The sequence below is a fragment of the Streptomyces durhamensis genome (assembly GCF_000725475.1).
Taxonomy (GTDB): Bacteria; Actinomycetota; Actinomycetes; order Streptomycetales; family Streptomycetaceae; genus Streptomyces; species Streptomyces filipinensis.
Genome location: NZ_JNXR01000001.1, coordinates 373,709 through 396,207, shown reverse-complemented (window position 1 = coordinate 396,207; position 22,499 = coordinate 373,709). Strand labels below are relative to the sequence as shown.

Below are 22,499 nucleotides of genomic sequence, written 5' to 3'. Positions count from 1 at the left end.
GGTCCCGGGACGGCGGATGGTACGAGAACAGCCCGCTCGCCCGTGCCGTCGCCCTCCGCATCGGCGAGCCGCCCGAGCCCGTCGGCCACGCCGTCCCCGTCGCCGTCCCCGTCCGCCCCCGCCCAGACGTCCCGCCCGGCCGCGCCCGCCGCACCCACGACGGTCCCCGCCGCCCCGCGGACCACGCCTGCCGTCGCCCCGGTCCTGCAACGCGGCGACAGCGGCCCGCAGGTGACGGAACTCCAGCTTCGGCTAAGGCAGTTGAACCTCTACGACGACCGGATCAGCGGGGTCTTCGGCGCCCCGGTCCAGGACGCCGTGCGCACCTACCAACTGGCCCGCGGCATCCAGGGCGACACCCCCGGCGTGTACGGGCCGGCGACCCGGAAGAGCCTGGAGGCGGAGACCACCCGGCCGTAGCGGGGCCCGCCCGGGCCGCCCGCCCCGTCAAGTGATGTGCAGCCGGACCGACCCGTCCGCGACGGCCTCGACCCGTACCCGCGTGAGGTCGGGCACGGCCACGTCGGGAGCATGCAGGCCGGCCCGGGGACCGACGCCCACCACCGTCATCCCCGCGCGGCGCCCCGCCTCGATACCCGCCCCCGAGTCCTCGAAGACCACACAGTCGGCCGGGTCCACGCCCAGCTCGGCGGCGCCCTTCAGAAAGCCCTCCGGGTCGGGCTTGCTCGCGCCGACCGACTCGGCGGTGATGCGGACCTTCGGCAGCGGCAGCCCGGCGGCGTGCATGCGGGCGGTGGACAGCGGGACGTCCGCGGAGGTCACCAGGGCGTGCGGAAGCCCCCGCAGGGAGGCGAGGAAGGCGCCGGCGCCGGGGATCTGGACCACACCGTCGGTGTCGGCGGTCTCCTCGGCGAGCATGCGGGCGTTGTCCGCGTGGTTCTGCTCCATGGGCCGGCCGGGCAGCAGGAGGGCCATCGAGGCGTGCCCCTGCCGGCCGTGGACGACCTCCATCACCTCGTCGCCGTCCAGCCCGTGCCGCCCGGCCCAGCGCCGCCAGACGCGCTCGACGACGGCGTCCGAGTTGACGAGGGTGCCGTCCATGTCCAGCAGGAAGGCGCGGACGGTGAGGACGGTGGGCGTGGCGGTGGCCGTCATCGGCAGCTCCAGGAACGGACGAGACCCCAGGCGGGAGAGGGCATGGGGGGACAAGGCGGCCCCGCCCGCCGGTCAGGGTGAACGGGCGGGAGCCACTTTGTTTCTCCACGGTACAAAATCGCGCGGGAACCCGCCACCACCCCCGCGAGGGTTCACCGGTCCGGCGCGATGGTTCACCGGCCGTTCAGCCCGCCGGCCGGCCTCAGCCGGCCACCGCCTCGTACAGGCTCCACACCCCGAGCGCGAGCATCAGCAGCGCGGCGATCCGCGTGATCAGCCGCAGCGGCACCCTCTTCATCAGCGCCTTTCCACCGACGATGCCGAGCCCGGCGACGGCCCACAGGCCGAGCACCGCACCGAGACCGACGGAGAGGGGGTCGTCGTAGCGGGCGGCGAGGTTGGCGGTCATGATCTGGGTGAGGTCACCGAACTCGGCGACCAGGATGAGCGTGAAACCCGTGCCCGCGACCTTCCAGAAGGACTGGTCGGCGGGCTTCTTGATCTCCTCCTCACCCTCGCCCTTCTGGAGCAGCAGCATCGCGGCACCGCCGAGGAAGAGGACACCGGTGAGGGCGTGCACGATCCGCTGGGGCAGCAGGGTCAGCACGCTGCCGGCCGCCACGGCCAGCACGACATGGAGCAGGAAGGCGGCGGCGACACCCGCGAAGACATGGCTCGCGCGGTAGCGGGTGCCGAGGACGAGGCCGGCGAGCGCGGTCTTGTCCGGCAGTTCGGCGAGGAAGATGACGCCGAAGACGAGCGCCGTCACGGTGATGCTGATCAAGGTTCCTCAATCGGTCGGGCTGCCCCACCGAGAGTGCGGTACGTCACGCGATGACACCTCGGCACGGCAGCGCACTCGGCGTCCGCGTCGGGGGACACGGACGTGCACTGCTTGCCGAAGGTCTCGCTGGCGGCCTGGTCGAGGTCCGCCTCCGGGCGCCGGCTCAGGCTGGCTGAGCAGTGTGTCGACGGTCCGGCGAAGAGCTACTCCCCTTCTGCGCCCCCCATGGTACGGGATGTGAAGGTTCGGCCGGGAAGCGCCGCAAGCCTTGTCGTGTCATGGACATGTCATTAGCTTCTTACCGAGCGCTCACCTCACGGCAACACGGTCTCGCGAGCATTCCCTCGCTCGCGCCCGACATCCCCACCCCACAACGGAGTTCACGCATGCCCAGGTTCTACGCGCGTCGACGGCTGAGCATACTCGCCACCCTCACCGGGCTCATAGCCTCCGCCGCCCTGTTCAACTCGCCGAGCGCCTCCGCCGCCCTGCCCACGCCGGTCAGCGGCGCCACCGCCCGCGGCTACCTCTCCCAGCTGACGGTCGCCACCGAGAACCGCACCGGCTACAGCCGCGACAAGTTCCCGACCTGGATCACCATCTCCGGCACCTGCAACACCCGCGAGTGGATCCTCAAGCGGGACGGCTCCAACGTCGTCACCAACTCCGCCTGCACCGCGACCAGCGGCAGCTGGTACTCCCCGTACGACGGCGCCACCTGGACCTCGCCCTCCGACGTCGACATCGACCACCTCGTCCCGCTCGCCGAGGCCTGGGACTCCGGCGCGAGCAAGTGGACCACCGCCCAGCGGCAGGCCTTCGCCAACGACGTCACCCGCCCGCAGCTCCTCGCCGTCACGGACAACGTGAACCAGGCCAAGGGCGACCAGGACCCGTCGACCTGGGTCCCGTCCCGGTCCGCCTACCTCTGCACCTACGTGCGCGCCTGGGTCCAGGTGAAGTACTACTACGACCTCTCCGTCGACTCCGCCGAGAAGAGCGCGCTGCAGAACGACCTGGCGAACTGCTGAGCCGGCTGCCCGGCCGCTGGACCACGCGGCCCGGCAGCCGGCGTTCCGGGCCGCGACGCGCGGGGCCGGCCAGGCGGCCGGGCGGCGCCGCCCTCGGGAAGCCGGGCGGCACCCCGCTTCTCCGGCGGGCCGCGTCGCGCGGCGGGCCGGGACCCGCGCGCGGCCGGCGCTGCGGGGCCGGGGTTCAGGAGGCCGGGCTGCGGCGCATCCAGTAGCCGGCCGCCGCGCCCGCCGCGAAGAGCGCGGTCACGGAGACGCCCGTGGCGAGCCATGTCGTGCCGAGCCACTGGGCGCCGTAGTAACCGAGGGCGGCGCTGTAGGCGGCCCAGGAGAGGCCGGCCAGGGCGGACCAGGGGACGAAGTCGCGGGCGCGGCGGTGTGCGGCGCCGGCGCAGAAGGAGACGACCGAGCGGCCGGCGGGGGCGAAACGGGCCAGCACGACCAGCGCGCCACCACCCCGGGCCAGGGCGTCGCCGAGACGTTCCTGCGCGGTGGTCAGCCGCCGGGAGCGGGCGATCGCCCGGTCCAGCCGCTCGCCGCCCCGCCAGGCCAGGCGGTAGGCCACCAGATCGCCGATCACCGAGGCGGTCGCCGCCGAGAGGATCAGGGCCAGCAGGTCCGGCACGTCGTGCGGGACGACCCGGCCGGCCGCCGCACCCGTGCCCGCCGCCGCGGCCGTACCGGCCGTGATGACGAGCACGCCGCTCGGCAGCACCGGCACGAACACGTCGAGCAGAACGGAGACGGCCACCGCGGCATAGATCCATGGTCCGGCGGCCAGTGACCCCACACTCTCGAACACGACGACTCCCATTGCTCCCCCGTTGACAGCCATACAGCGTACGCCGGGGGTGTGACAGGAGGGTTTCGGGGGTCGACCGGGGCTCATGGGGCCTTCGGCGGCTTTCCCGGGGCTTTCCAGCGCCACGCGAAGCGGCGCCCTTCCCCTCGTGGCGGGGAAGGGCGCCGGCGCGCGTGCCTCGTGGCGGCGAGGGCGCCCGCGCGGGTCAGGCCGCTATCGGGGCCTGCTCGGCGGCGGCCCGGCCGCCCTCGGCCGTGCGGCGGACGACGATCTGGTCCAGGCCGAAGGCGCCGGAGCCGGTGAAGACCAGCATCAGGAACGCCCAGCAGAACAGGACCGACAGCTCGCCGCCGTTCTGGATGGGCCACAGCGCGACCTGCTGGTGGACGTTGAAGTAGGCGTACGCCATCGAGCCCGAGGCGATCAGCGCGGCCCCGCGGGTGCCGAGGCCGAGGAGCACCAGGGCGCCGGCGACCAGCTGGATGACGGCCGCGTACCAGCCGGGCCAGGTGCCGGACGGGATCGTGCCGCCCTGGGTGCCCATCGCGCCGCCGAGGACGCCGAAGAGCGAGGCGGCGCCGTGCGCCGCGAAGAGCAGGCCTATGACGATGCGGAAGAGCCCGAGGACGTAGGGCTGAGCGGAGTTGAGTCGTGCGGTCATGAGGGGGATCTCCTCTTCGGTGTCGGTCGGGCCGGCCGGGGACGTGTGGATGGCCGGTCATGGGGGCGGCGGTACCGAATGGAGCCCCAGGTTAGGGCTACCTAATCAGTGCTTGCAAGTTCAACATTTGGCCATGGGTTCGGCCGCACCGACGGCCCTCCCCCGGGAAAGGCCGCATTCAGGCAGCCCGCGCCACCACGCCGGCGTCCTCGTACGTGACCGAATCCACACCCAGCCGCGCCTGCCAGGTCACCCGTCGCACCCCCTGCGTGGGCAACGCGAAGAGTGACGCACTTGAGTGGAAAACTACTTGACAGCCAGTCAGGCCACCGGCTCAGCTCACGCCGGCCCCGTGGGCCCCGCCGGCCTTGCGGACCGCCCCCGCACCTCCAGCTCCCCGAGCAGCTCGGCCGTGGCCTCGGCCACCGCGGCCACCGCGCGGTCGAAGACCTCGCGGTTGTGCGCGGCGGGAGCCCGGAAGCCCGAGACCTTCCGCACGTACTGCAGCGCGGCGGCGTGGATGTCGTCGTCCGTGGCCTCGTCGGGCAGGACGGGCGGACGCAGCGTCTTGATACTCCGGCACATGTCCCCAGTCTCCCGCCGCCCGCGCCCCGGTGCGATGATCACGGCGAGGCGGCCACCGACCCCGGGGCCGACCGACGAGAGGAACCTCCTCATGACCATCAAGAGCACCGTGGCCGTCCTCGGCCCCGGCGGCACCGGCGGCCTGCTCGCCGCCTTGCTCTCCCGCTCCGGCCACCGCGTCGTCTGCCTGGCCCAGGAGCGCACGGCCGGCGCCCTGCGCGCCACCGGAATCACGGTCCGCAGCCCGCAGTTCGGCGAGTTCACCGCCGCCGTCGAGGCGGACACCGCGCTGCGCGAACCGGTGGACGCCTGCCTGGTCGCCGTCAAGCACACCGCGCTCGACGCCGCCCTCACCCGGGTGCCGCCCGCCGCCCTGGGCGACGCCCTCGTGGTACCGCTGCTGAACGGCGTCGAGCACCCCGCCCGGCTGCGCGCCCGCTACCGCCCCGACCGGGTCGCCCCGGCGGTGATCCGGGTGGAGTCCACCCGACTCGCCCCGGGCGTGATCGAACACGGCAGCCCGTTCACGGAGATCGACCTCGCCGGGGACGGCGTGCCCCGCGCCCGCCTGGACGCCCTCGCCGCCGATCTCACCGCCGCCGGGACGACCGCGCGCGTGGCCGAGGACGAGACGGCGGCCCTGTGGGCCAAGATGGCCTTCCTCGCCCCCTTCGCGCTGCTCACCACCCGGTACGGCCTCCCGCTCGGCGAGGCCCGCACCCGGCACCGCGAGGAGCTGGAGTCCCTGGTCGCGGAGACCACCGCGGTCAGCCGGGCCTGCGGCGCCCCCGCCGAGGCGGCCCAGGCCCTGGCCCGCTACGACGCCTTCCCGCCCGGCGCCAGGTCGTCCATGCAGCGCGACGCCGAGGCCGGCCGGCCGCTCGAACTCGACGCGATCGGCGGGGCGCTGCTGCGTGCGGCCGGCCGGCACGGGGTGCCGGTGCCGGTGACGGCCCGGCTCCTGGACGAGCTGCGGGCGGCCGGTCACCCGTTCGGCTGATCCTCCCCTGAATCCCAGGAACGAACTCGCCACCCAAAATCGAACAGGCGTAGCATTGCCGTGTGGCTGCGACCTATGAATTCCCCAGTGACCTCCTCGCCGGTCAGGAGGAGCTGCATCAGGTCCGGGCCGAGCTGTCTGCCCTGCTCAAGCGCCTGCCGTGGTCGGTCGAGCCGATGGACGGCTTCAGCGACGACAACGGCTGGCGCAAGGTGGAGCGGCCCGCCTCCCCGGGCTGGACGGCGGACGACCAGGCCGAGGTGGAGAAGCTGCGCCGCCGCGAGCACGAACTCGCGGTGTTCGTCAGCACGCACCGTTTCTGGGCCGAGGTCGCGGCGGCGGACCGGGTGGACGCCCGCACCCAGCTGAAGCACGCCCTGGAACAACCGGGCGGAGAGGAATGACAAAGCCCCCGGCCATACGGCCGGGGGCTTTCCCGCTGGTGGGCGCGGACGGTTTCGAACCGCCGACATCCTGCTTGTAAGGCAGGCGCTCTACCCCTGAGCTACGCACCCGGTGTCCGGGCTGTGCGCCAGGACGAGTCGACAGCCTACCTTGCCCGGACCGGTGCACGGCAAACCCGTAACGCCGGGCCAGGCGGGGGTCGTACGGGGGTTAACCCCACCCCGGCTCCGGGAGGCTGCCGGATCGGGGCGCCGATGATGATCATCTAGTGTCGGCGGAGACCGAGTCGTTCCGGCCGTCGCGCTCCGACGGCCGGTGCAGGGGGAGATGTCGTATGGCCCGTTCCGTTCCTTTCCGCGCCGCCGCCATGGCGGTGGTCACCGGCGTGCTCGTCGCGGGGATCAGCGCCTGCGGCGCCTCCGCCGCCGACGACGAGCATCCCGAGCACCGGTCCTTCGCCCTGCACGGCCGCACCCTCACCATCGACTCCGACAACTCCGCGCTGGAGGTCGTCGCCACGGACTCCGCCAAGGCCGGCACCGTCGACGTGACCCGGTGGTTCCAGGGGTCCGTCGTCGTCGGCCACGATCCGACGGTGCGCTGGTCCTTCCGCGACGACCGGCTGGTGCTGCGCGTGCACTGCTCGGGGTTCATCGCCGACTGCTCGGCCCGGCACCGCATCGAGGTGCCGCGCGGGATCAGCGTGAAGGTCGACAACGGCGACGGCAGCGTGCGCGCGCACGGGTTCAGGGATCCGCTCAGCGTCGACACCGCCGACGGCGCCGTCCGGGTCACCGACTCCAGCGGGCCGCTCGACCTGACGTCGGACGACGGCTCGGTGCACGCCGACGTCTCCTCGCGCCGGGTGAAGGCGGACTCCAGCGACGGCTCCGTGGACGTGCGGCTGTCCGGCGTGCCCGACCGGGTGGACGCCTCCAGCAGCGACGGCGCCGTCACGGTCGGCCTCCCCCAGGGCGCCTACCGTGTGTCGGCCGGTTCCGACGACGGCGCGGTGTCGGTGTCCGTGCCCCGCGACGACCGCAGCCCGCACCGGGTGTCGGCCCACTCGTCGGACGGAAAGGTCACGGTACGCACCGAGAAATGACGGTGCGCAGCGCGAACTGACCGGCCCGTGTCTTCGTCTCCTACGGGTGGGAGAATGACACCACCCACGGCGGACCAGGGCACGGGAGAGGGATGTGACGGCGACACCGGGCACGCCAGCGACGCGGTCGTACCCGCCGTCGGCCCTTCGGATCCGGTCCGGGTCCACGGCTCTGCGCGACACCCTCACTCTGCTGAGCCTGCCGGTGCTGGCCGCGCTCGCCCTGCCCGCCGCGTTCGCCGGCGGCGGCACCCGGCGCTGGTTCGGCGGCCGGGCGGAGAGCCAGCGGGCCGAGGCACAGGCCGCGAAGGACGCCGCGGCGGCCGCGTTCTACGAACTGGACACCGCCCAGCGGGACCTGAGGATCTCCATAGAGACGATCACGGCCGTGGACGACTCCCCCGCCGCCCAGCGTGCCGTCACCGACTTCGGGGCGCTCGGGCAGCGGATCGACGACGTCAGCCAGCGGTACATCCAGGCCGTCGACGCCCACGATCTCGACCGGGACGACCTGGAGGCCTCGGCCGCGTCCCGGGCCCGCTCGGAGCTGGCCTCCGCCAAGGACGAGCTGGTCCGGGTCAAGCAGGAGCTGGACCGGTTCGGCGCATCGCTCGGACCGCTCCTCGGCAAGGCCGAGACCCAGCTGGCCCGGCTGGCGCCCGCCGTGGAGCGGGCCCGGCAGGCGCTGCTGGGCGCGAGCAACGCCCTGGACGCCGTACGGGAGCAGGGGCTGCGGGCCGATGACCTCGCCGCGCGGCTGGCCGCCCTCTCCCCCGAGCTGACCAGGCTGAACCAGGGCGCCGGGCAGCACGGCGTGGAGCAGACGCTGGAGCGGGCCGAGCGGGTGCAGCGGGAGGCCGGGGCGATCCGGGCCGAGGCCGAGCGGCTGCCGGAGAAGGCCGCCGAGATCGATCACCGGCTGGTCAGCCTGCGCACCCGGGCCCAGGCGCTGACCACCCGGGCCGGGCAGGTGGACCCGGTGCTGAGCGAGCTGCGGCGCCGGTTCTCGGCCGCCTGCTGGCAGGACCTGCAGCAGGTGCCCGAGCAGGCCGCGGAGAACGTACGGCGGGCCGAGCTGAGGCTCGGCGAGGCGCAGGCGGCGCGGGACGCCCAGCACTGGCCGGACGCCACCTCGCTGCTGTCGACGGTACGGGCCCTGCTGAACGCCACCGACGAGGCCGTGTCGGCCGCAGGGGACCGGCTTGCGCGGCTGAACGCGGTGCAGAAGGATCCGCAGGCCGAGATCGAGCGCACACGGTTCGCGATCCGGGACGCACAGCGGCTGGCGATGACCGGCCGTACGACCCCGGATCCGCGGCATGCGGCGCCGCTGGACGAGGCGGTGGGGCGGCTGGAGCGGGCGATCGGCACGCTGCAGGGACGACACCCCGACTACTGGCACTTCCTGACCGAGACGGACGCCGTCCGGCAGGCGGCGGCCCGGGTGGTGGCCCGGATCCGCGATGAACGCGGGGGGCACTGAGCCGGCCGTAGAGGTGCGGGGCGGGATCGCCGCGGCCTGTCGCGCGGTCCCCCGCGCCCCTTTCGGAGCACGCCGCCCTCCCGTCGGTTGCAGGGCGCCGCGGGCCGGGCGGATATTGGATGGACGGATGGCCTCCGCTAGCGCCCGAGGGAGGCGGACATGGCCACACACGCTGTGCACACGAAGCCGCGGCGGCGGACGGAGTTCGACAAGCACCTGCCCGTCGATCACCGGTTGAACACCGTCTACCGGATCGGCGCGGGGGTGATCGGCGCGTTCCTCGTCGCCTTCGGCATCCTGGGTCTGATCAACCACATCGGCTTCTTCGACACCGGCGGCAACTCGGTCGCCGGGCTGAACACCAACGGGACGCTGAGTGTCCTGTCCGTCGTCGTCGGGGCGATCCTGCTCGCCGGCATGGTGATCGGCGGGAACGTGGCGTCCACGCTGAACATGGTGTTCGGGGTGCTGTTCCTGCTGGCCGGGTTCCTGACGCTCGGCCTGCTGGACAGCAACTACAACTTCCTGGCGTTCAAGATCCAGAACGTGTTCTTCAGCTTCATCGTGGGCCTGCTGCTGATGACCTTCGGCATGTACGGCAGAGTCGGCTCGACCCTGCCGCACGACAACCCGTACTGGCGGGCCCGGCATCCCGAGCCGGCCGCCGAGCCGCCGGGGACCATGCTGCCCGGGGCGAAGGACGAGCGCGGGACGGACTGAGCCGTCCCGCGCCGGCACCACCGGACCGGATCAGGTGCGGTAGGCGTAGTAGTACGCGTTCGGGTACGACGCGACCAGGCTGGCCACCGACCTGTTGTAGGTGTTGGTGGAGTGGTACGTCACATACGGCACGCCATAGCGGTCGCGGTAGGTGACGATCATCGAGTGGTCCTTGGACCCGTCCCGGTTGAAGTCCATCTGGATCACGTCACCGAGGTCCGCCTGGTAGACGTTGGCCAGCGGGGTGACGCGCTTGGAGGACAGGGCGAACCAGGAGAACTCGTTGACGCCGATGAACGAGTCCGACTGGATGTCGGCCGTGCCGAACCACTTGTGGAAGTCGTTCGTGTAGCCGGGAACGTGCTTCCAGCCGCCCGCCTTCAGGGACTGGCTGACGAAGTTGGTGCAGTCACCGCCGTCGGCCTCGCCGTTGAAGTCCGGGTAGGCCGGGTTGTAGTGGGACCAGTACTTCGCCGCGTACGCCACCATGGCCTTGTAGTCGTACGTGCCGGTGGTGAGGTTCTTCCGGTTGGCCGGGGCGGGCCAGCTGGTGGCCGCGCGGGGCGCGTCCGGCGGGCCGTCGTCGGCGGTCGTGCTCACCTTGGCGACGGACGGCGTGGCGACCTGGTTCACGGCGAGGTAGCCGTCGTCCGTGTCGCGGATGCCGGTCAGCTGCCAGTCCCCGTTGCGGTCGGCCCTGAAGGTCAGCTCGTGGTGGGCCTGGAATCCCGTGGTCTTCGGGCTGCCCGCCGCGGGCTTCTTGTAGCTCAGCGTGGTGGTCTCGGTGACGGCGACCTTGGCGCGCCGGCCGTTGACCTGGGTGGCGTCGAGCGTGACCTTCGTGCTGCCCGCGCTGTACTTCTCGCCCAGCTTGGCGAGGCGGGTCCTGCGGGCGCGCAGCTCGCCCAGGGCGGAACTCTGCTCGCGGTTCTGCCCGCCGGACAGGCGGACGGACCCGGAGAAGCCGGACGCGTGCCGCGTCCGGGCGCTGCCGGCCCCGTCCACCAGGGCCTCGGTGCGGTCGGTGAAGACCGCGTCGGCCAGCCGCTGGAAGGTCGCCTTGGTCGCGGCGTCCACCGTCGGGTCGTTGGTGACAGCCGCCCCCGCGCTCCAGTTGGGCACCAGGGCCACGCCGGCGACCACCGAGGCGGCCGCAGCCGTGACTATGGTGGCGCGGCGCCGCTTACGGCTCAGTCTTCTTGATTTCAATGATGTTCCCCTTTTACGCCGGTAGACCTACCGGGATGGAGCATCTTTGCATGCATCATGTGGTGGATGTGAAGGGAGTAACACAAGTGGAACCGGCGCTGACCGCGCGTCACTTGACGACCCGGGACCAGTCCGGCGTCTGGGCGGGATCCAGGCCGCGCAACGCGGCGAGGGTCTGCGGCTTTTGTACGTCGAGCCAGTCGGACAGCTCCTTGAAGGAAACGCACTTGACGCCTGTTTTGGTGCAGATCTTCGGGATGACCTGGTCGATGGCCTTCATGTAGGTGCCACCGTTCCAGTCCTCGAAGTGGTTGCCGATGAACAGCGGGGCCCGGCTGCCGTAGTAGACGCGGTTGAAACCGGCCATGTAGGAGTCGACGGTCATCTGCTGCCACTGGGGGTACTTGGACGGATCGCCGTTCGTCTCGCCGCCGGACTGGTTGTAGAGGAAGTTGAAGTCCATCGACAGGCCCTGGAACTTGCCGTTCTCGTACGGGAGCATCTCCAGCGGGAAGTCCCAGATGCCGTTCTTCTTCCTGGGCCATATCTGGAAGTCGCCCGGGGAGCTGGCGTCGTAGCGCCAGCCGTAGCCCTTGATGGCCTTCAGCAGGTTGGGCTGGCCCTCCAGGCAGGGCGCGCGGCCGCCGGTGACCTCCTTCCTGAAGTCGAACGGCAGCGCGGGAACGTCCTTGTAGCCGGTGTTGGTCTTCCAGTTCTCCACGAACCGGAAGAACTGGTCGATCTCGCTCTTCCACTGGCTGACGGACCAGTCGCCGCCGCCCTTCTTGCCGCAGAAGTGGCCGTTGAAGTGGGTGCCGATCTCGTCGCCCTGCTGGTAGGCCAGGCGGAGCTGCTCCAGGGTGGTGCGGATGTGCGCGTCGGTGGCGTAGTCGATGGCGGCGTCGCCGGGCGCGTGCATCGGGCCGTGGTAGAGGGACTTCTTGCTCTTGGGCAGCAGGTAGATGCCGGTGAGGAAGAAGGTCATGTGGGCGTCGTACTGCTTGGCCATCTCCCGGTAGTGGGAGAAGAGGTGGTCGTCGCCCTCCAGGGCGCCGTCCCAGGAGAAGACGACGAACTGGGGCGGTTTCTCACCTGGCTTGAGCGGCACCGGCTTCAACTGTCCCTGCTGCGGTCCGGTGTAGGAGGTCGAGCCGTCACCGAGGATGTGGGTCTTGCCGTCCCATGTGGGCGTCGGGCTGGGCTTCGGTGTGGCCACCTTGGCCTTCTTGCCCTCCGAGGCGGTCGGCTCGGTGTGGTCCGGCCGGGTCAGCGCCAGAAAGCCGGCCACCAGGGAGGCCACGACGAGGAGGGCGGCGAGCGTCAGGACCTGCGGGCGGGTGGCGGCGGGGGCCAGGCGACGGCCGGGGGCTCGACGCCGGCCTGTCGGCGACTTCTTGCGAGACATGCGCGGCTCAATCTCCGAAAGGGACGGGTAGGGGTCTGCGGGTCCGGAGTCAGCCGAGACCCATGGCGGCCGACCAGAGGGCGTACGGGACGTCGTCCGCCGGCGTGCCCGCCAGGCCCTTCAGGGGCAGCGGCTGCAAGGACTTCGCCAGGTCCATGCGGTAGACGACGACCGCCGTCGACACGGAGCCGGCCGTGCCGGCGTACCAGGCGGCGGTGTCCTTGTCGGCGGTACCGGCTTTCCCGGCCGTCCCCGGCCCGCCTGCGGCCGTGGCCGGGTGGGCGGCCCGGAAGGAGTCGGCGAGCGCCTCGTCGACATCCCGGGCCACCTCGGCGCCGACCGCACGCCGGGGGCGCGGGGTGTTGAGGGCGACCGGCGCGCCGTTGCGGGTGATCCGGCGCACCGAGTACGGCTCGGTGTGCGTGCCGTCGGCGGCGAACGTGGCGTAGCCGCTCGCCATGCGGATGGCGCTGGGCGTGGAGTTGCCGAGCGACAGGGCGGGCACCTGGGGCCGATGCTGTCGGACAGCAGTCCGGACGCCTCGGCGGTCTGGCGCACGTTCTCCAGGCCGGTGTCCATGCCGAGCTGCATGAAGGGCGTGTTGACCGACTGGGCGAGCGCCTGGCGCAGGGTGATCTGCCCGTAGGACTTCCCGCCGTCGTTGCGGGAGGTGACCTTCTTGCCGCTGCGGTCCCAGTACGGGCCCTCGGGAGTCGTGACGGGGATGTCGTCGTCGCCGTTGTAGACGGTGTCCGGGGTGACGGGGGTGGCCGCCCCCCCGCGTGTCCTGTGGGCGCCGTGTTCGAGCCCGGCGGCGTAGACGAACGGCAGGAACGCGGTGCCCGCCTGGACGGTGGCCGCGTTGGACTCGTTGTAACCCTGCGTACGGTGGTCGGGGCCGCCGTAGACCGCGAGGATCCGGCCGTCGGTGGCCACCGACGCGGCGCCGTAGTGTCCGTCCTTCGCCGCGTCCGGGTTGGTCCGCTTCGCCTGCTTGCGGGCCTTGGTGACGGCGTCGGTCAGGGCCTGCTCCCGCTTGCGGTCGAAGGTCGTGTAGATCTGGTAGCCGCCGAGGTCGAACTGCTTGTCGGTCAGATGCCCGGCCTTCTTCGCGTACTGCGACGCCAGCTCCACCAGGTAGTCGCTCTGCGCACCGGTGTTGTACAGCGGGTTGCTCTTCAGCGGTTCGGGGAAGGCCCGGTACCGGGCGCGCTCCTGCGGTGACAGGCGGTGGATCTTGACCATCCGGTCCAGGATCCACTTCCAGCGTTCCACGGCCCGCTTGTGGTTGGCCTTGCCGAGCGTCGGGTCGTACAGGCCGGCGCCCTTGAGGAGTCCGGCGAGCATGGCCGCCTCGGAGGCGTTGAGCTTGCTGACGTCCTTGCCGTAGTAGGCCTGGGCGGCGCGCTGGATGCCGTAGCTGCCGCGGCCGAACCAGCTGGTGTTGAGGTAGCCCTCCAGGATCTGGTCCTTGCTCATCTTGTTGTCGAGCTTGAGGGCGATCATCGCCTCGGTGAACTTGCGGCTGACCGTCTGGTTCTGGTTGAGATAGACGTTTTTGACGTACTGCTGGGTGATGGTGGAGCCACCCTCGGTGTCCCCCTTGCCCACGGTGCGGTACAGCGCCCGCGAGAGGCCTTTGACGGATATGCCCGGGTCCGAGTAGAAGCTCTCGTTCTCCGCCGCCAGCACCGCCCAGCGGACGTCCTCGGGTATGTCCTTCAGCGGCATCGCCTGCCGCTGCACCCAGCCCGTGCGGGCCATCGGCGTGCCGTCCGACCAGAAGTAGACGTTGTCCTGCTGGGTGGCGTACGTGTTCAGGTTGCTCGGTATGTCGGTGAGCGCGTAGGCGGTGACGAGGAAGAGGCTCAGCAGGCCGACCGACCCCACCGTGGCGCCGGTCCACTGGCGCCAGGAGGGTATCCAGCGGCGCCAGCCCACCCGGCCGGGGCGCGGATAGCAGGGCTTCAGCCGGCGCGCGCGGCGGGCGAACCGGCGGGCGTACGGGGCCAGCGGCCCGAGCAGCCGGCCGGTCACGGCCGCGGCGCGCTCCCGCGCGGAGGGGCGCGCACTGCGCCGGCGCTCGGCCCGGCCCTCGGCGGCGGGCCGCTCCGGCGGCGCGGGCACCCGCAGCTGCATGGTCTCGTCCGCCCTGAGCTCGCCCACCCTCAGATGCAGGGTCAGGTCCGCGTCGAGCGGCTCGTCACCACGGTCTCCCGCCTCGGGAGCGCCGTCCCCCTGCGACGCATCGGTCACCTGCGTCTCCCTCCGCACTCGTTCTTGCTCGCGCGGTGAGCTGGGCACCCTCGCAGCGGCATTCACAAGTTATCAACGAAGTTTTCGAATCCCCTGCTCAAGGGGCGGAGTTTCTCGCAACACTCATGCAACATTGAGAAACCGGCCCCCGGGCCCCTCCAGCTACCCTGGCCCCATGCCACGCTACGAGTACCGTTGCCGTATTTGCGGCGACACGTTCGAAATGAGCCGCCCCATGGCGGAATCCAGTGCCCCCGCGTCGTGCCCCGCCGGGCACGACGACACGGTGAAGCTGCTGTCCGCCGTCGCCGTGGGCGGCACCTCCGCGCAGGCCCCCGCGGGGGGCGGGGGCGGGGGCGGCTGCTGCGGTGGGGGCTGCTGCGGCTAGGCGGACGGGTGCGTCGCCCGCCGCGGGCGCTTCGCGGCTCCCCGCGCGGTTCCCGCCCCCCTAGCGGGGTCCCGCCGCGCGGGTCGCTCTCAGGAACTCCCTCAGGATCCGCTCCCCCGCCAGCACCCCCCGCTCCGGCAGCGCGCTGATCTCCGGGGCCGTCCAGCCCGTGTCGGCCAGTTCGCCGTGGCCCGGGCGCCAGCCCCGGTCAGCGGCCAGGAGGAGGTCGGCGTCCAGCAGGGAGTCCCCGGCCGCCAGCGTCAGGTCCGCGCCGGTGCGCCGGGCGACCTCCCGTACCGCCGCGCTCTTGGTGAGCGGCTTGGGGACGGCGTAGATCTTGCGGCCCTGGAGCGAGACCGTCCAGCCGCGGTCCTCGGCCCAGACCGCCAGCTCCTTCACCCACTCCTCGGGCAGCAGCTCGCGCTCGACCACGAGATAGGCGAACAGCTCCTCGGCGACCCGGTGCTTGCGCACCCAGACGGGGTCGGCCGCCCGCAGCAGGTGCTCGGTGATCTCCGCCAGCGGCGCGCACTCGTCGGCGAGACGCGCCTGCACGCCCGCGTGCCAGCCGGCGTCCGTCACCCCGTCGACCAGCAGATGGCCGCCGTTGGCGCAGATGGCGAACTTCGGGGGCGGGCCGGGCAGGTTGATCCGCTGGTACTGCTTGCGGGTCCGGGTCGTGGTCGGCACGAAGACGGCCGTGTCCCCGAGGTCGGTCAGCAGCTGGGCCGCCGTCTCCGTCAGGTACGACAGCGGCTTGCTCTCGTGGACCTCCACGCAGAGCAGCCGGGGCGCCCGCGCGTCCGGCATGGTCAGCGCGAGGGCCGCCGAGGAGTAGATCAGCGTACGGTCGAGGTCGCTCGCCACCAGCACCGGCATCAGACGTTCACCGCCCTGCCGTCGGCACCCGTGGCGCCCCGCGTGTACTGGGGGTGGATCAGCCCGACACAGGTGTACGGCAGCTCGCCGACCTCCTCGACGGGTACGCCTCTCTGCTCGGCGAGCAGGCGGACGTGGTCGAGGTCGGCCCCGGCCCCGGCGCGGGCGAGGATCTTCCACGGCACCCGGCGCAGCAGCACCCGGGTGGTCTCGCCGACGCCGGGCTTGACGAGGTTCACGTCGTGGATGCCGTACGCCTCGCTGATCCGCTCCACGGCCCGCCAGCCGGCCCAGGTCGGGGTGCGGTCCTCGGCGAGCAGCTCCTTGACGGCGGTGCCGACGGTGTCGGCCACCTCCGGGAAGCGGGCGGAGACGGCGTCGAGGAAGGCCACCGAAACGTCGGCGCCGGCGAGGTCGCGGTAGAACTTCGCGCCGTGGAAGTCGTCCGGGCCGACCAGGTCGGCGCGCAGGACCGTACGCGAGATCAGGCCGGAGACGGTGGAGTTGAGGCAGGCGGAGGGGATGAGGAAGTCCTCGCGGGTGCCGTAGGTGCGCACGCAGGAGCCCGGGTCGGCGAGTACGGCGATCTCCGGGTCGAAGCCGGTGACGCCCTCCTCGGCCTCGAACTCCTCGACCGCGCGGGCGAGTTCGCGGGTGATGGCGCCCTTGCCGGTCCAGCCGTCGACGAACACGACGTCCCGGGGGTCGTGGCGGGCGGCCAGCCAGCGCAGCGCGTTGGCGTCGATGCCCCGGCCGCGCACGATGGAGACGGCGTAGTGCGGGAGATCCAGGCCGTGCCGGAACCGGGCCCAGCGGCGCATGAGGATGCCGACCGGGGTGCCCGCGCGGGCCAGGGACACCAGCACCGGGCGGGGGGAACGCTCGGTGATCACCGTCTCCGTCACCACTCCGACGGCCTGCGCGAGGCGGGCCGCGGAGGCGTCGAGGGCACTGTGGAAGAGCTCCTGGTAGTGCTCGCTGGGCTGGTACTCCACGGGCAGTGACTCGGCGTAGTGCGCGCCGCCGCTCTGGATGGCCTCCTCGCGCTCCTCGGTCGGCGCCTCCAGGGTGACGTCGGAGAGGTCCTGCAGCAGCCAGCCGACCTCCTCGGGCGCGTACGAGGAGAATGCGGGGCCGCGGAGGGGCTCGGGCAGCATGGCCGGCCTTTCGGGAGCGTGCGGGACGTACGAGGGCACGACCGCGAGCAGGACGTGCGGGACGTGCGCGGCGAGCTGCGCGAGCAGGCCGTTGGACGCATGCAGGGCGGGGGTGTCGGCGGCCGAGTCGACCACGGTGACGACGGCGTCGAAGCCGCCGCCGGCGACGTTGTAGGCGTAGCGCTCGCCGGGGCCGTCGGCCGGGTCGTCGTGGGCGGGGAAGACCAGCCGGGTGCGGATCGCGTAGCCGGGGTCGTCCAGCGCGAGGACGGGCGAGCGGGTGGTGGTGGAGAAGCGCACCTCGGCGTCGGTGACCCGCTCCAGCTCACGGGCGAGGCGCAGCGGGGCGTACATCAGCTCTTCGAAGCCGAGGACGAGGACGCGGCGGGCGCCGGGCGGCAGGCCGTCGTGTATTCGGGCGGCCATGGCGGGCAGCGCGGCTTCGAGGCGGGTGCGGTGGGCAGGGGTGAAGCCGTGGCGACCACCGTCGAGCAGGCCGGCCGGCCAGTGCAGGTCGAGGCGACGTGCGTAAGGGGCGCGGGGCTCTGTTCGATGTGCGGCCACCGCCGCGCCGGCGCGGGCCACCGCATCGGACCCGCACCCGGCGGACTCATGGCGGGCCACCAGCTCCTGCCCCTTGTCCAGCACACCCGACGGCAGCAGCACGGTCCCCGACGCGGCGGCGATCAGCTCGACCCGCGCCCCGATCTCCCCGGCGAACCGTTCCATCCGCTCGACGTCCTCGGCCGACCGCATGTCGACCAGCGCGACCACCACATACCGCCCGCGCGGATACCGTTCGTGCAGGTCACGGATGGTGTTCAGCACGGTGTTACCGGTCGAGAACTCGTCGTCGACCAGGACCAGCGGACCGTCCCCGGCCAGCAGCGAAGGATCCTCCGGCAGCAGCAGATGCGACGTGGCGTGGGAATGCGACTCCTCGAAGCCGCCCGCGCGGGCGACCCCGGGAACCGGCCGACGCGTCGAGTGCAGATACGGCGCCGTACCCAGACCGTCCGCCACCGCATGGCCCAGCCCGGTGGCGGTCTCCGCGTATCCGAGGACGACGGCGGCACCGGCCTCCGCCTCGCCGAGCAGCGCCGAGACCCGCCGGCCCAGGCGGTGGCCGTACTCGTACACCACCGCCGGCGACTGCGGGACGTGCTTGCCGAGCACGTTCGACACCAGCAGGTGGGCCCGCTTGGGATTGCGCCGCAGGGCGAGGCCGAGCAGGGCCGGCAGCCCGTCGTCCCCCACGAGTTCGACCCCGAGCCGCTCGGCGACCCAGCTGCCGGACCACACCCCGTCGTTCACTGCGTTCTTCATGCGTTCCTTGGACGATATGGAAGAGATCAACCTGGATCAGCCGGGTATCCCGGCGGCGAGCAGCTCGACGAAGCCGACGTCCTCGTGGGCCACGCCGAAGGCCTCGGCGCGCAGCAGGGTCCGCTCGGCCCAGGCGCGGTGCGGCTTCACCTCGTTCATCTTGTTCGTGTAGGCCGAGCGGAGTACACCCCCACCGCCGCGTTCCGGCCGCAGGATGTCCTGGGCGTCGCTGTACTCCTCGTGGCTGACCACGGACAGCGCGTGGACGGGCAGCACATGGGAGGGGTGGATGCAGGTCTTGCCGAGCAGGCCGTTGGCCTGGTCGAGGGAGATCTCCCGCAGCAGGCCGTCCATGGCGTGTTCGATCAGCCTCTCGCGCAGCTCGACGGCCTGCACCTCAAGGAAGGGGCTCTGCCTCAGCTGCGGCTTGAACATGCGCTCGGAGACCCGGAAGTACTCCCACACGGGCCCGGTCACGGTGAATCCGGTGCCGTCGGCCCGGCCGAGCATGTTCACGACGTCGGAGATCACGGAGGCGACGACCTGGACGTCGTAGGCGGTCATGTCCGGGGCGCGGCGCAGACCGTAGGAGGAGCAGAAGTCGGTCACGCCGAGGCGCAGGGCCAGCACCCGGTCGCGGTACTTGTCGACCGCGCGGAAGATGCCCTCCAGGGTGTCCACGCGGGACTCCCGGTAGAGCAGCTCGGGGGACTCCAGCACGGGCATCGCGAACAGCCGGCGCCCGGTCCCGGCCTCGGCGGCCGTCAGGGCCTCCAGGAAGGGGATGCCGCGTTCCTCGGTGAACTTGGGCAGCACGAATCCGGACAGCAGCCGCACGGACGCGCCGAGGCGCCGGGCGAGATCGGGGATCTGCTCCGGGGTGCGGACCCGGATGAAGAGCAGTGGCGGCTCGGTCGCGGGCCGGGCGGCCAGGTCGGCGAACTGCCGGACGAGGTTCTCCTCGCCGGCCACGACGTCCGCGTCGTCGATCGAGTCCTCCAGGCACAGCACCATCGAGACCACGCCGTTCCCGGCCTGCTTGACGATGTCGTCGGCGAGCCGCGGCCGGGTGGCCGGGCTGTACAGGGTGGCACCGAGGGCGGCGGCGAGCAGCCGGGCCGGCGAGTCGGCGCTGAACGCGCACGGCTCCCGGTGGAAGAGGCGTTGCCGCACCTCGGGGGCGAGGTGCCCGAAATGACGCATATGACTCCCTCGGGGGCGCGAGCCAATTCTAAGTAGTCGGTAAAGGGTGGCCGGTAATAGTACGTAGGGATCCATGTCGGGGGTTCCCTGCGGGCATGAATTTCCGGTAACTCGCCCGTGTCGGCGGCGCTCTGCACACCACCCCCGCATTGTCGTGACCAGGACCGAGAAGGCAGGATGACCGCATGACGCACGCGATGCTGAAGGGGTCGAACGTCCCGCTGGAAGCCGGCACGGTCCGCGCCGTGCTGCGCTGGACACCCGGGCAGGGGGTCCCGGACGTGGACGCCTCGGCTCTGCTGCTGGGCCCCGACGGCCGGGTGCGCTCCGACGAGGACTTCGTCTTCTACAACCAGCCCCGGCACCCTTCCGGGAAGGTCTGGCGGCTGGGCAAGAAGCGCATCACCGAGGGACTGACCGACACGATCCAGACGGATCTGCCCGGCGTCGAGCCGGAGGTCGGCCGGATCGTGCTGGTCGCGTCCGCGGACGGGGTCACCTTCGACCGGGTGCCGGCCCTGTGCATCCTGCTGTACGACGCCGCCGTCGCCGACGCCGAGCCGCTGGCCGTGTTCGAGATCAAGCCGGAGACGGGTGCGGAGACGGCGCTGATCTGCGGTGAGCTGTACCGGCGCGGGGAGGGCTGGAAGTTCCGCGCCCTCGGCGAGGGCTACTCGAACGGGCTGAAGGGGCTCGCGACGGACTTCGGCATCTCGGTGGACGAGTCGGAGATGGAGGAGCCGGGTGCCTCCCAGCCGCTGCCTCCGGAGCAGCCGACGTCCGCGGTTCCGCAGCAGCCGCCCGCGTACGGCTATCCGCAGCCGGCTTCCGCCCCGCCGTCGTACGGGTACCCGCAGCCCCAGCCCGCGCCGGCGTCCGTGGCTGTACCCGTGCCGGTGCCGGTGGGACCGGCGGACCCGAACTTCCGGCTGCCACCGCAGGGGCCCCAGTTCATCGGGCGGTGAGTGCGCCCGCCGGCGCGGGGGCGTTCACCGCTCGGCCTTGGCCTTGTAGCCCCTGCCCCACTGCAGTCCCCACCCGTACAGCCGGTCCAGCTCCCCCTGGAACCCGTACACGAACTTCACCTCGCGGCGGACGACCAGTTCCCCCTTGACGTTCTCGATCAGGACGACCGCGCAGGAACGGGCCTGGGGGTGGCGTTCGTCGAGGCCTATCTCGATACGGGGGCCGTTGCTGGGGTACAGCGTGACGATGGCGTGGGTGCGGTCGAAGGCCGGGGTCTGGTCGTAGATGTAGACGAAGACCAGCAGGCGTTTGATGGCCTCGCGGTGGTCGAGGTTGACGTACATCGTCTCGCCTGACGCCGAGCCGAACCGGTCGTCTCCGCTGAGCTTGATGTACGGCGGGGCGTTGACGTCGCCGAGGTAGCCGCCCAGCGGCTGGACGACGCCCTTCGTGCCGTCGGCCAGTTCGTACAGACAGCCCAGGTCGAGGTCGACGTTGACCATGCTCTGGCCGTGCCCGAGGACCTCCGGCGGCTTGAGGGCCTTGAAGGGGTGCCTGAAGAGGCTGGTGCGCTGGACCGGGTCGAAGTCGGAGGTGCGCATCCGCCAGGTGAGGTTGACGCGCAGATGGCCGGTGGCCGCGCCCTGCTTGGTCAGGGACACCGCCTGGTGCCGCCTGGTGAGCTCGATGGCGTTGGTCGAGGCGCTGCCCGAGTCGAAGTCGGCAGCGCTGACGCCCCGCAGCCCGTCGAAGAAACCCATTCCCGCCCCCAGGTCATTCTTGTGAACGCCGAACGCCGTCGGGGCGGCCGACCGTGTCGGCCGCCCCGCTCAGAGCGTTCCTCACCGGCCGGGGTGTCACACCCCGGAGGAGACCTCGGCCTTCTCGCCGGTGCCCTCCCCGGCGTCGGCCAGGGCGCGGTTGCGGCGGACGGAGGACCAGAAGGACCAGGCGATCAGGACGACGCCGACGAGACCGGTGATGACCTCGTTGATCTCGTGCTGGATGGTGACCATGAGGATCACGGCCAGGGCGCCGATGGCGTAGTGGGCGCCGTGCTCCAGGTAGACGTAGTCGTCGAGGGTGCCCTGGCGGACCAGGTAGACCGTGAGGGACCGGACGTACATCGCGCCGATGCCGAGGCCGAGGGCCATCGTCACGATGTCGTTGGTGATGGCGAAGGCGCCGATCACACCGTCGAAGGAGAAGGACGCGTCCAGGACCTCCAGGTAGAGGAACATGAAGAACGCGGCCTGGCCGGCCAGCATCACGGGCGACTTCTGCTTGCCCGTGCGGGCGGCCTCTTCCTCCTCCTCGTGCTCGCGCTCCTCCTCTTCCTCCAGCCGGTCCTCGAAGTAGCCGGACAAACCGCCGACGATCATGTAGGTGATCAGGCCGGCGATGCCGGCGATCAGGACCGTCTGGGCCTTGTCGACGTGCGCGCCGCCGTGCTGGTGGGCGTGGGTGGCGAAGGTGAAGGAGGTGATCAGCAGGACGATCAGGGCGATGCAGACCGCCAGCATGTCGACCTTGCCGAGCTTGGCCAGCGGGCGCTCGATCCAGCGCAGCCACTGGATGTCCCGGTCCTCGAAGATGAAGTCGAGGAAGATCATCAGCAGGAACATGCCACCGAAGGCGGCGATCGCCGGGTGGGCGTCGGTGACCAGCTGCTGGTAGCGGTCCTTGTCGGTCAGGGCGAGGTGGACCGCGTCATAGGGGTTGAGCTTGGCGGTGATGGCGACGATGACGACCGGGAAGACCAGCCGCATGCCGAAGACCGCGATGAGGACGCCGACCGTGAGGAAGATCTTCTGCCAGAAGGCGTTCATCTTCTTCAGGATGCCGGCGTTGACCACCGCGTTGTCGAACGACAGCGAGATCTCGAGGACGGCCAGGATCGCGACGACGCCGAAGGCCTCCCACCCCCCGTAGAAGACCGCGGCGACCAGGCCGAGCGCGGTCACCGCGAACGACCAGCCGAAGGTTTTCAGAAGCACTGGCTACCCAATCGTGTGTTG

General features: G+C 71.6%; 21 protein-coding genes, 1 tRNA gene and 1 pseudogene. 9 read left to right on the top strand and 14 right to left on the bottom strand.

Translation table 11 applies throughout. From position 1 onward, the window contains the following. The first annotated feature begins 42 nt into the window (after positions 1-42). Positions 43-420 carry a peptidoglycan-binding protein gene (locus IO33_RS53725; RefSeq protein ID WP_078963240.1) on the top strand — a complete coding sequence of 126 codons (378 nt, stop codon included), beginning with the start codon at positions 43-45 and terminating at the stop codon, positions 418-420. Between the two features lie 27 nt (positions 421-447). Here the strand turns inward: IO33_RS53725 and IO33_RS0101755 are convergent, their stop codons facing one another. Together IO33_RS0101755 and IO33_RS0101750 are read right to left on the bottom strand one after the other, a co-directional pair. After that, complete coding sequence (locus tag IO33_RS0101755) at positions 448-1,116, bottom strand: HAD family hydrolase (protein WP_031159275.1); 669 nt, start codon at positions 1,114-1,116, stop codon at positions 448-450. A gap of 202 nt (positions 1,117-1,318) precedes the next feature. Then, on the bottom strand, positions 1,319-1,900 hold the full coding sequence (locus IO33_RS0101750) for a TMEM165/GDT1 family protein (protein ID WP_031159272.1): 582 nt from the start codon (positions 1,898-1,900) through the stop codon (positions 1,319-1,321). A gap of 386 nt (positions 1,901-2,286) precedes the next feature. Between IO33_RS0101750 and IO33_RS0101745 the strand changes: the two genes are divergently transcribed. Next, the gene (locus IO33_RS0101745; RefSeq protein WP_031159270.1) at positions 2,287-2,931 is read left to right on the top strand and encodes an HNH endonuclease family protein; all 645 of its coding nucleotides are present in this window, start codon (positions 2,287-2,289) and stop codon (positions 2,929-2,931) included. A 184-nt stretch (positions 2,932-3,115) separates the two neighbouring features. Here the strand turns inward: IO33_RS0101745 and IO33_RS0101740 are convergent, their stop codons facing one another. The 3 genes from IO33_RS0101740 to IO33_RS0101730 all read right to left on the bottom strand — a co-directional run bounded on the left by IO33_RS0101740 (position 3,116) and on the right by IO33_RS0101730 (position 4,979). Then, entirely contained in the window at positions 3,116-3,745 is a 630-nt protein-coding gene (locus IO33_RS0101740) for a DedA family protein (protein WP_031159268.1), read from the bottom strand. Positions 3,746-3,938: 193 nt separating this feature from the next. Next, positions 3,939-4,394, bottom strand: a complete 456-nt coding sequence (locus tag IO33_RS0101735) for a DoxX family protein (protein WP_031159265.1) — start codon at positions 4,392-4,394, stop codon at positions 3,939-3,941. Between the two features lie 339 nt (positions 4,395-4,733). Further along, positions 4,734-4,979 carry a DUF2277 domain-containing protein gene (locus IO33_RS0101730; protein ID WP_031159263.1) on the bottom strand — a complete coding sequence of 82 codons (246 nt, stop codon included), beginning with the start codon at positions 4,977-4,979 and terminating at the stop codon, positions 4,734-4,736. 91 nt (positions 4,980-5,070) lie between these two features. Between IO33_RS0101730 and IO33_RS0101725 the strand changes: the two genes are divergently transcribed. Both IO33_RS0101725 and IO33_RS0101720 read left to right on the top strand, forming a co-directional pair. Beyond that, a complete protein-coding gene (locus IO33_RS0101725; protein ID WP_031159260.1) occupies positions 5,071-5,979 on the top strand; it encodes a ketopantoate reductase family protein in 909 nt (302 codons plus the stop codon). A gap of 62 nt (positions 5,980-6,041) precedes the next feature. After that, entirely contained in the window at positions 6,042-6,383 is a 342-nt protein-coding gene (locus IO33_RS0101720) for a hypothetical protein (RefSeq protein WP_031159258.1), read from the top strand. Positions 6,384-6,419: 36 nt separating this feature from the next. Here IO33_RS0101720 and IO33_RS0101715 read toward each other — a convergent pair. Continuing rightward, positions 6,420-6,494: transfer RNA gene (locus IO33_RS0101715), tRNA-Val, on the bottom strand. 224 nt (positions 6,495-6,718) lie between these two features. On the opposite strand from IO33_RS0101715, the gene IO33_RS0101710 reads away from it, so the two are divergent. The 3 genes from IO33_RS0101710 (at position 6,719) to IO33_RS0101700 (ending at position 9,692) form a co-directional block, all read left to right on the top strand. Then, positions 6,719-7,489: a DUF4097 family beta strand repeat-containing protein gene (locus IO33_RS0101710; RefSeq protein ID WP_031159256.1), complete on the top strand. Its 771-nt coding sequence runs from the start codon at positions 6,719-6,721 to the stop codon at positions 7,487-7,489. A gap of 94 nt (positions 7,490-7,583) precedes the next feature. Further along, positions 7,584-8,972, top strand: coding sequence for a coiled-coil domain-containing protein (locus IO33_RS0101705; protein ID WP_031159254.1), 1,389 nt, complete (start codon positions 7,584-7,586; stop codon positions 8,970-8,972). 159 nt (positions 8,973-9,131) lie between these two features. Further along, entirely contained in the window at positions 9,132-9,692 is a 561-nt protein-coding gene (locus IO33_RS0101700; RefSeq protein WP_051926352.1) for a DUF4383 domain-containing protein, read from the top strand. A gap of 30 nt (positions 9,693-9,722) precedes the next feature. Here the strand turns inward: IO33_RS0101700 and IO33_RS0101695 are convergent, their stop codons facing one another. From IO33_RS0101695 to IO33_RS43640, 3 genes and pseudogenes are all read right to left on the bottom strand, one after another. After that, a complete protein-coding gene (locus IO33_RS0101695; RefSeq protein ID WP_245235655.1) occupies positions 9,723-10,835 on the bottom strand; it encodes an amidase domain-containing protein in 1,113 nt (370 codons plus the stop codon). A gap of 175 nt (positions 10,836-11,010) precedes the next feature. Continuing rightward, positions 11,011-12,306 (bottom strand): polysaccharide deacetylase family protein, encoded by a 1,296-nt coding sequence (locus IO33_RS0101690; protein ID WP_031159247.1) that lies wholly within the window; start codon positions 12,304-12,306, stop codon positions 11,011-11,013. 49 nt (positions 12,307-12,355) lie between these two features. Next, a pseudogene (locus IO33_RS43640) lies at positions 12,356-14,445 on the bottom strand (transglycosylase domain-containing protein). Positions 14,446-14,737: 292 nt separating this feature from the next. Between IO33_RS43640 and IO33_RS0101680 the strand changes: the two are divergent. Continuing rightward, the gene (locus IO33_RS0101680; RefSeq protein ID WP_031159245.1) at positions 14,738-14,950 is read left to right on the top strand and encodes an FmdB family zinc ribbon protein; all 213 of its coding nucleotides are present in this window, start codon (positions 14,738-14,740) and stop codon (positions 14,948-14,950) included. Between the two features lie 60 nt (positions 14,951-15,010). Here the strand turns inward: IO33_RS0101680 and IO33_RS0101675 are convergent, their stop codons facing one another. The 3 genes from IO33_RS0101675 to IO33_RS0101665 are packed head-to-tail and all read right to left on the bottom strand — an operon-like array spanning position 15,011 to position 19,515. Continuing rightward, entirely contained in the window at positions 15,011-15,829 is an 819-nt protein-coding gene (locus tag IO33_RS0101675) for an HAD family hydrolase (RefSeq protein WP_031159242.1), read from the bottom strand. Beyond that, entirely contained in the window at positions 15,829-18,312 is a 2,484-nt protein-coding gene (locus IO33_RS0101670) for a phosphoribosyltransferase (RefSeq protein WP_031159240.1), read from the bottom strand. The genes IO33_RS0101675 and IO33_RS0101670 overlap by 1 nt, the downstream gene beginning before the upstream one ends. A gap of 36 nt (positions 18,313-18,348) precedes the next feature. After that, positions 18,349-19,515, bottom strand: a complete 1,167-nt coding sequence (locus IO33_RS0101665; RefSeq protein ID WP_031159238.1) for an HpcH/HpaI aldolase/citrate lyase family protein — start codon at positions 19,513-19,515, stop codon at positions 18,349-18,351. A gap of 185 nt (positions 19,516-19,700) precedes the next feature. On the opposite strand from IO33_RS0101665, the gene IO33_RS0101660 reads away from it, so the two are divergent. Continuing rightward, positions 19,701-20,480 (top strand): TerD family protein, encoded by a 780-nt coding sequence (locus tag IO33_RS0101660; protein WP_031159236.1) that lies wholly within the window; start codon positions 19,701-19,703, stop codon positions 20,478-20,480. A 24-nt stretch (positions 20,481-20,504) separates the two neighbouring features. On the opposite strand, the gene IO33_RS0101655 is transcribed toward IO33_RS0101660, so the two are convergent. Both IO33_RS0101655 and IO33_RS0101650 read right to left on the bottom strand, forming a co-directional pair. Further along, complete coding sequence (locus tag IO33_RS0101655) at positions 20,505-21,242, bottom strand: TerD family protein (RefSeq protein WP_031159233.1); 738 nt, start codon at positions 21,240-21,242, stop codon at positions 20,505-20,507. Between the two features lie 96 nt (positions 21,243-21,338). Beyond that, positions 21,339-22,478 (bottom strand): DUF475 domain-containing protein, encoded by a 1,140-nt coding sequence (locus IO33_RS0101650; RefSeq protein WP_031159231.1) that lies wholly within the window; start codon positions 22,476-22,478, stop codon positions 21,339-21,341. Positions 22,479-22,499: the final 21 nt, after the last annotated feature.

What these genes read in the sequence shown, in the direction of transcription:
- IO33_RS0101700 (WP_051926352.1), top strand. Translation starts at nt 9,132, where the DNA reads ATGGCCACACACGCTGTGCACACGAAGCCGCGGCGGCGGACGGAGTTC.
- IO33_RS0101730 (WP_031159263.1), bottom strand. Translation starts at nt 4,979, where the DNA reads ATGTGCCGGAGTATCAAGACGCTGCGTCCGCCCGTCCTGCCCGACGAG.
- IO33_RS0101710 (WP_031159256.1), top strand. Translation starts at nt 6,719, where the DNA reads ATGGCCCGTTCCGTTCCTTTCCGCGCCGCCGCCATGGCGGTGGTCACC.
- IO33_RS0101655 (WP_031159233.1), bottom strand. Translation starts at nt 21,242, where the DNA reads ATGGGTTTCTTCGACGGGCTGCGGGGCGTCAGCGCTGCCGACTTCGAC.
- IO33_RS0101670 (WP_031159240.1), bottom strand. Translation starts at nt 18,312, where the DNA reads ATGAAGAACGCAGTGAACGACGGGGTGTGGTCCGGCAGCTGGGTCGCC.
- IO33_RS0101725 (WP_031159260.1), top strand. Translation starts at nt 5,071, where the DNA reads ATGACCATCAAGAGCACCGTGGCCGTCCTCGGCCCCGGCGGCACCGGC.
- IO33_RS0101675 (WP_031159242.1), bottom strand. Translation starts at nt 15,829, where the DNA reads ATGCCGGTGCTGGTGGCGAGCGACCTCGACCGTACGCTGATCTACTCC.
- IO33_RS0101755 (WP_031159275.1), bottom strand. Translation starts at nt 1,116, where the DNA reads ATGACGGCCACCGCCACGCCCACCGTCCTCACCGTCCGCGCCTTCCTG.
- IO33_RS0101735 (WP_031159265.1), bottom strand. Translation starts at nt 4,394, where the DNA reads ATGACCGCACGACTCAACTCCGCTCAGCCCTACGTCCTCGGGCTCTTC.
- IO33_RS0101690 (WP_031159247.1), bottom strand. Translation starts at nt 12,306, where the DNA reads ATGTCTCGCAAGAAGTCGCCGACAGGCCGGCGTCGAGCCCCCGGCCGT.
- IO33_RS0101740 (WP_031159268.1), bottom strand. Translation starts at nt 3,745, where the DNA reads ATGGGAGTCGTCGTGTTCGAGAGTGTGGGGTCACTGGCCGCCGGACCA.
- IO33_RS0101680 (WP_031159245.1), top strand. Translation starts at nt 14,738, where the DNA reads ATGCCACGCTACGAGTACCGTTGCCGTATTTGCGGCGACACGTTCGAA.
- IO33_RS0101745 (WP_031159270.1), top strand. Translation starts at nt 2,287, where the DNA reads ATGCCCAGGTTCTACGCGCGTCGACGGCTGAGCATACTCGCCACCCTC.
- IO33_RS0101660 (WP_031159236.1), top strand. Translation starts at nt 19,701, where the DNA reads ATGACGCACGCGATGCTGAAGGGGTCGAACGTCCCGCTGGAAGCCGGC.
- IO33_RS0101665 (WP_031159238.1), bottom strand. Translation starts at nt 19,515, where the DNA reads ATGCGTCATTTCGGGCACCTCGCCCCCGAGGTGCGGCAACGCCTCTTC.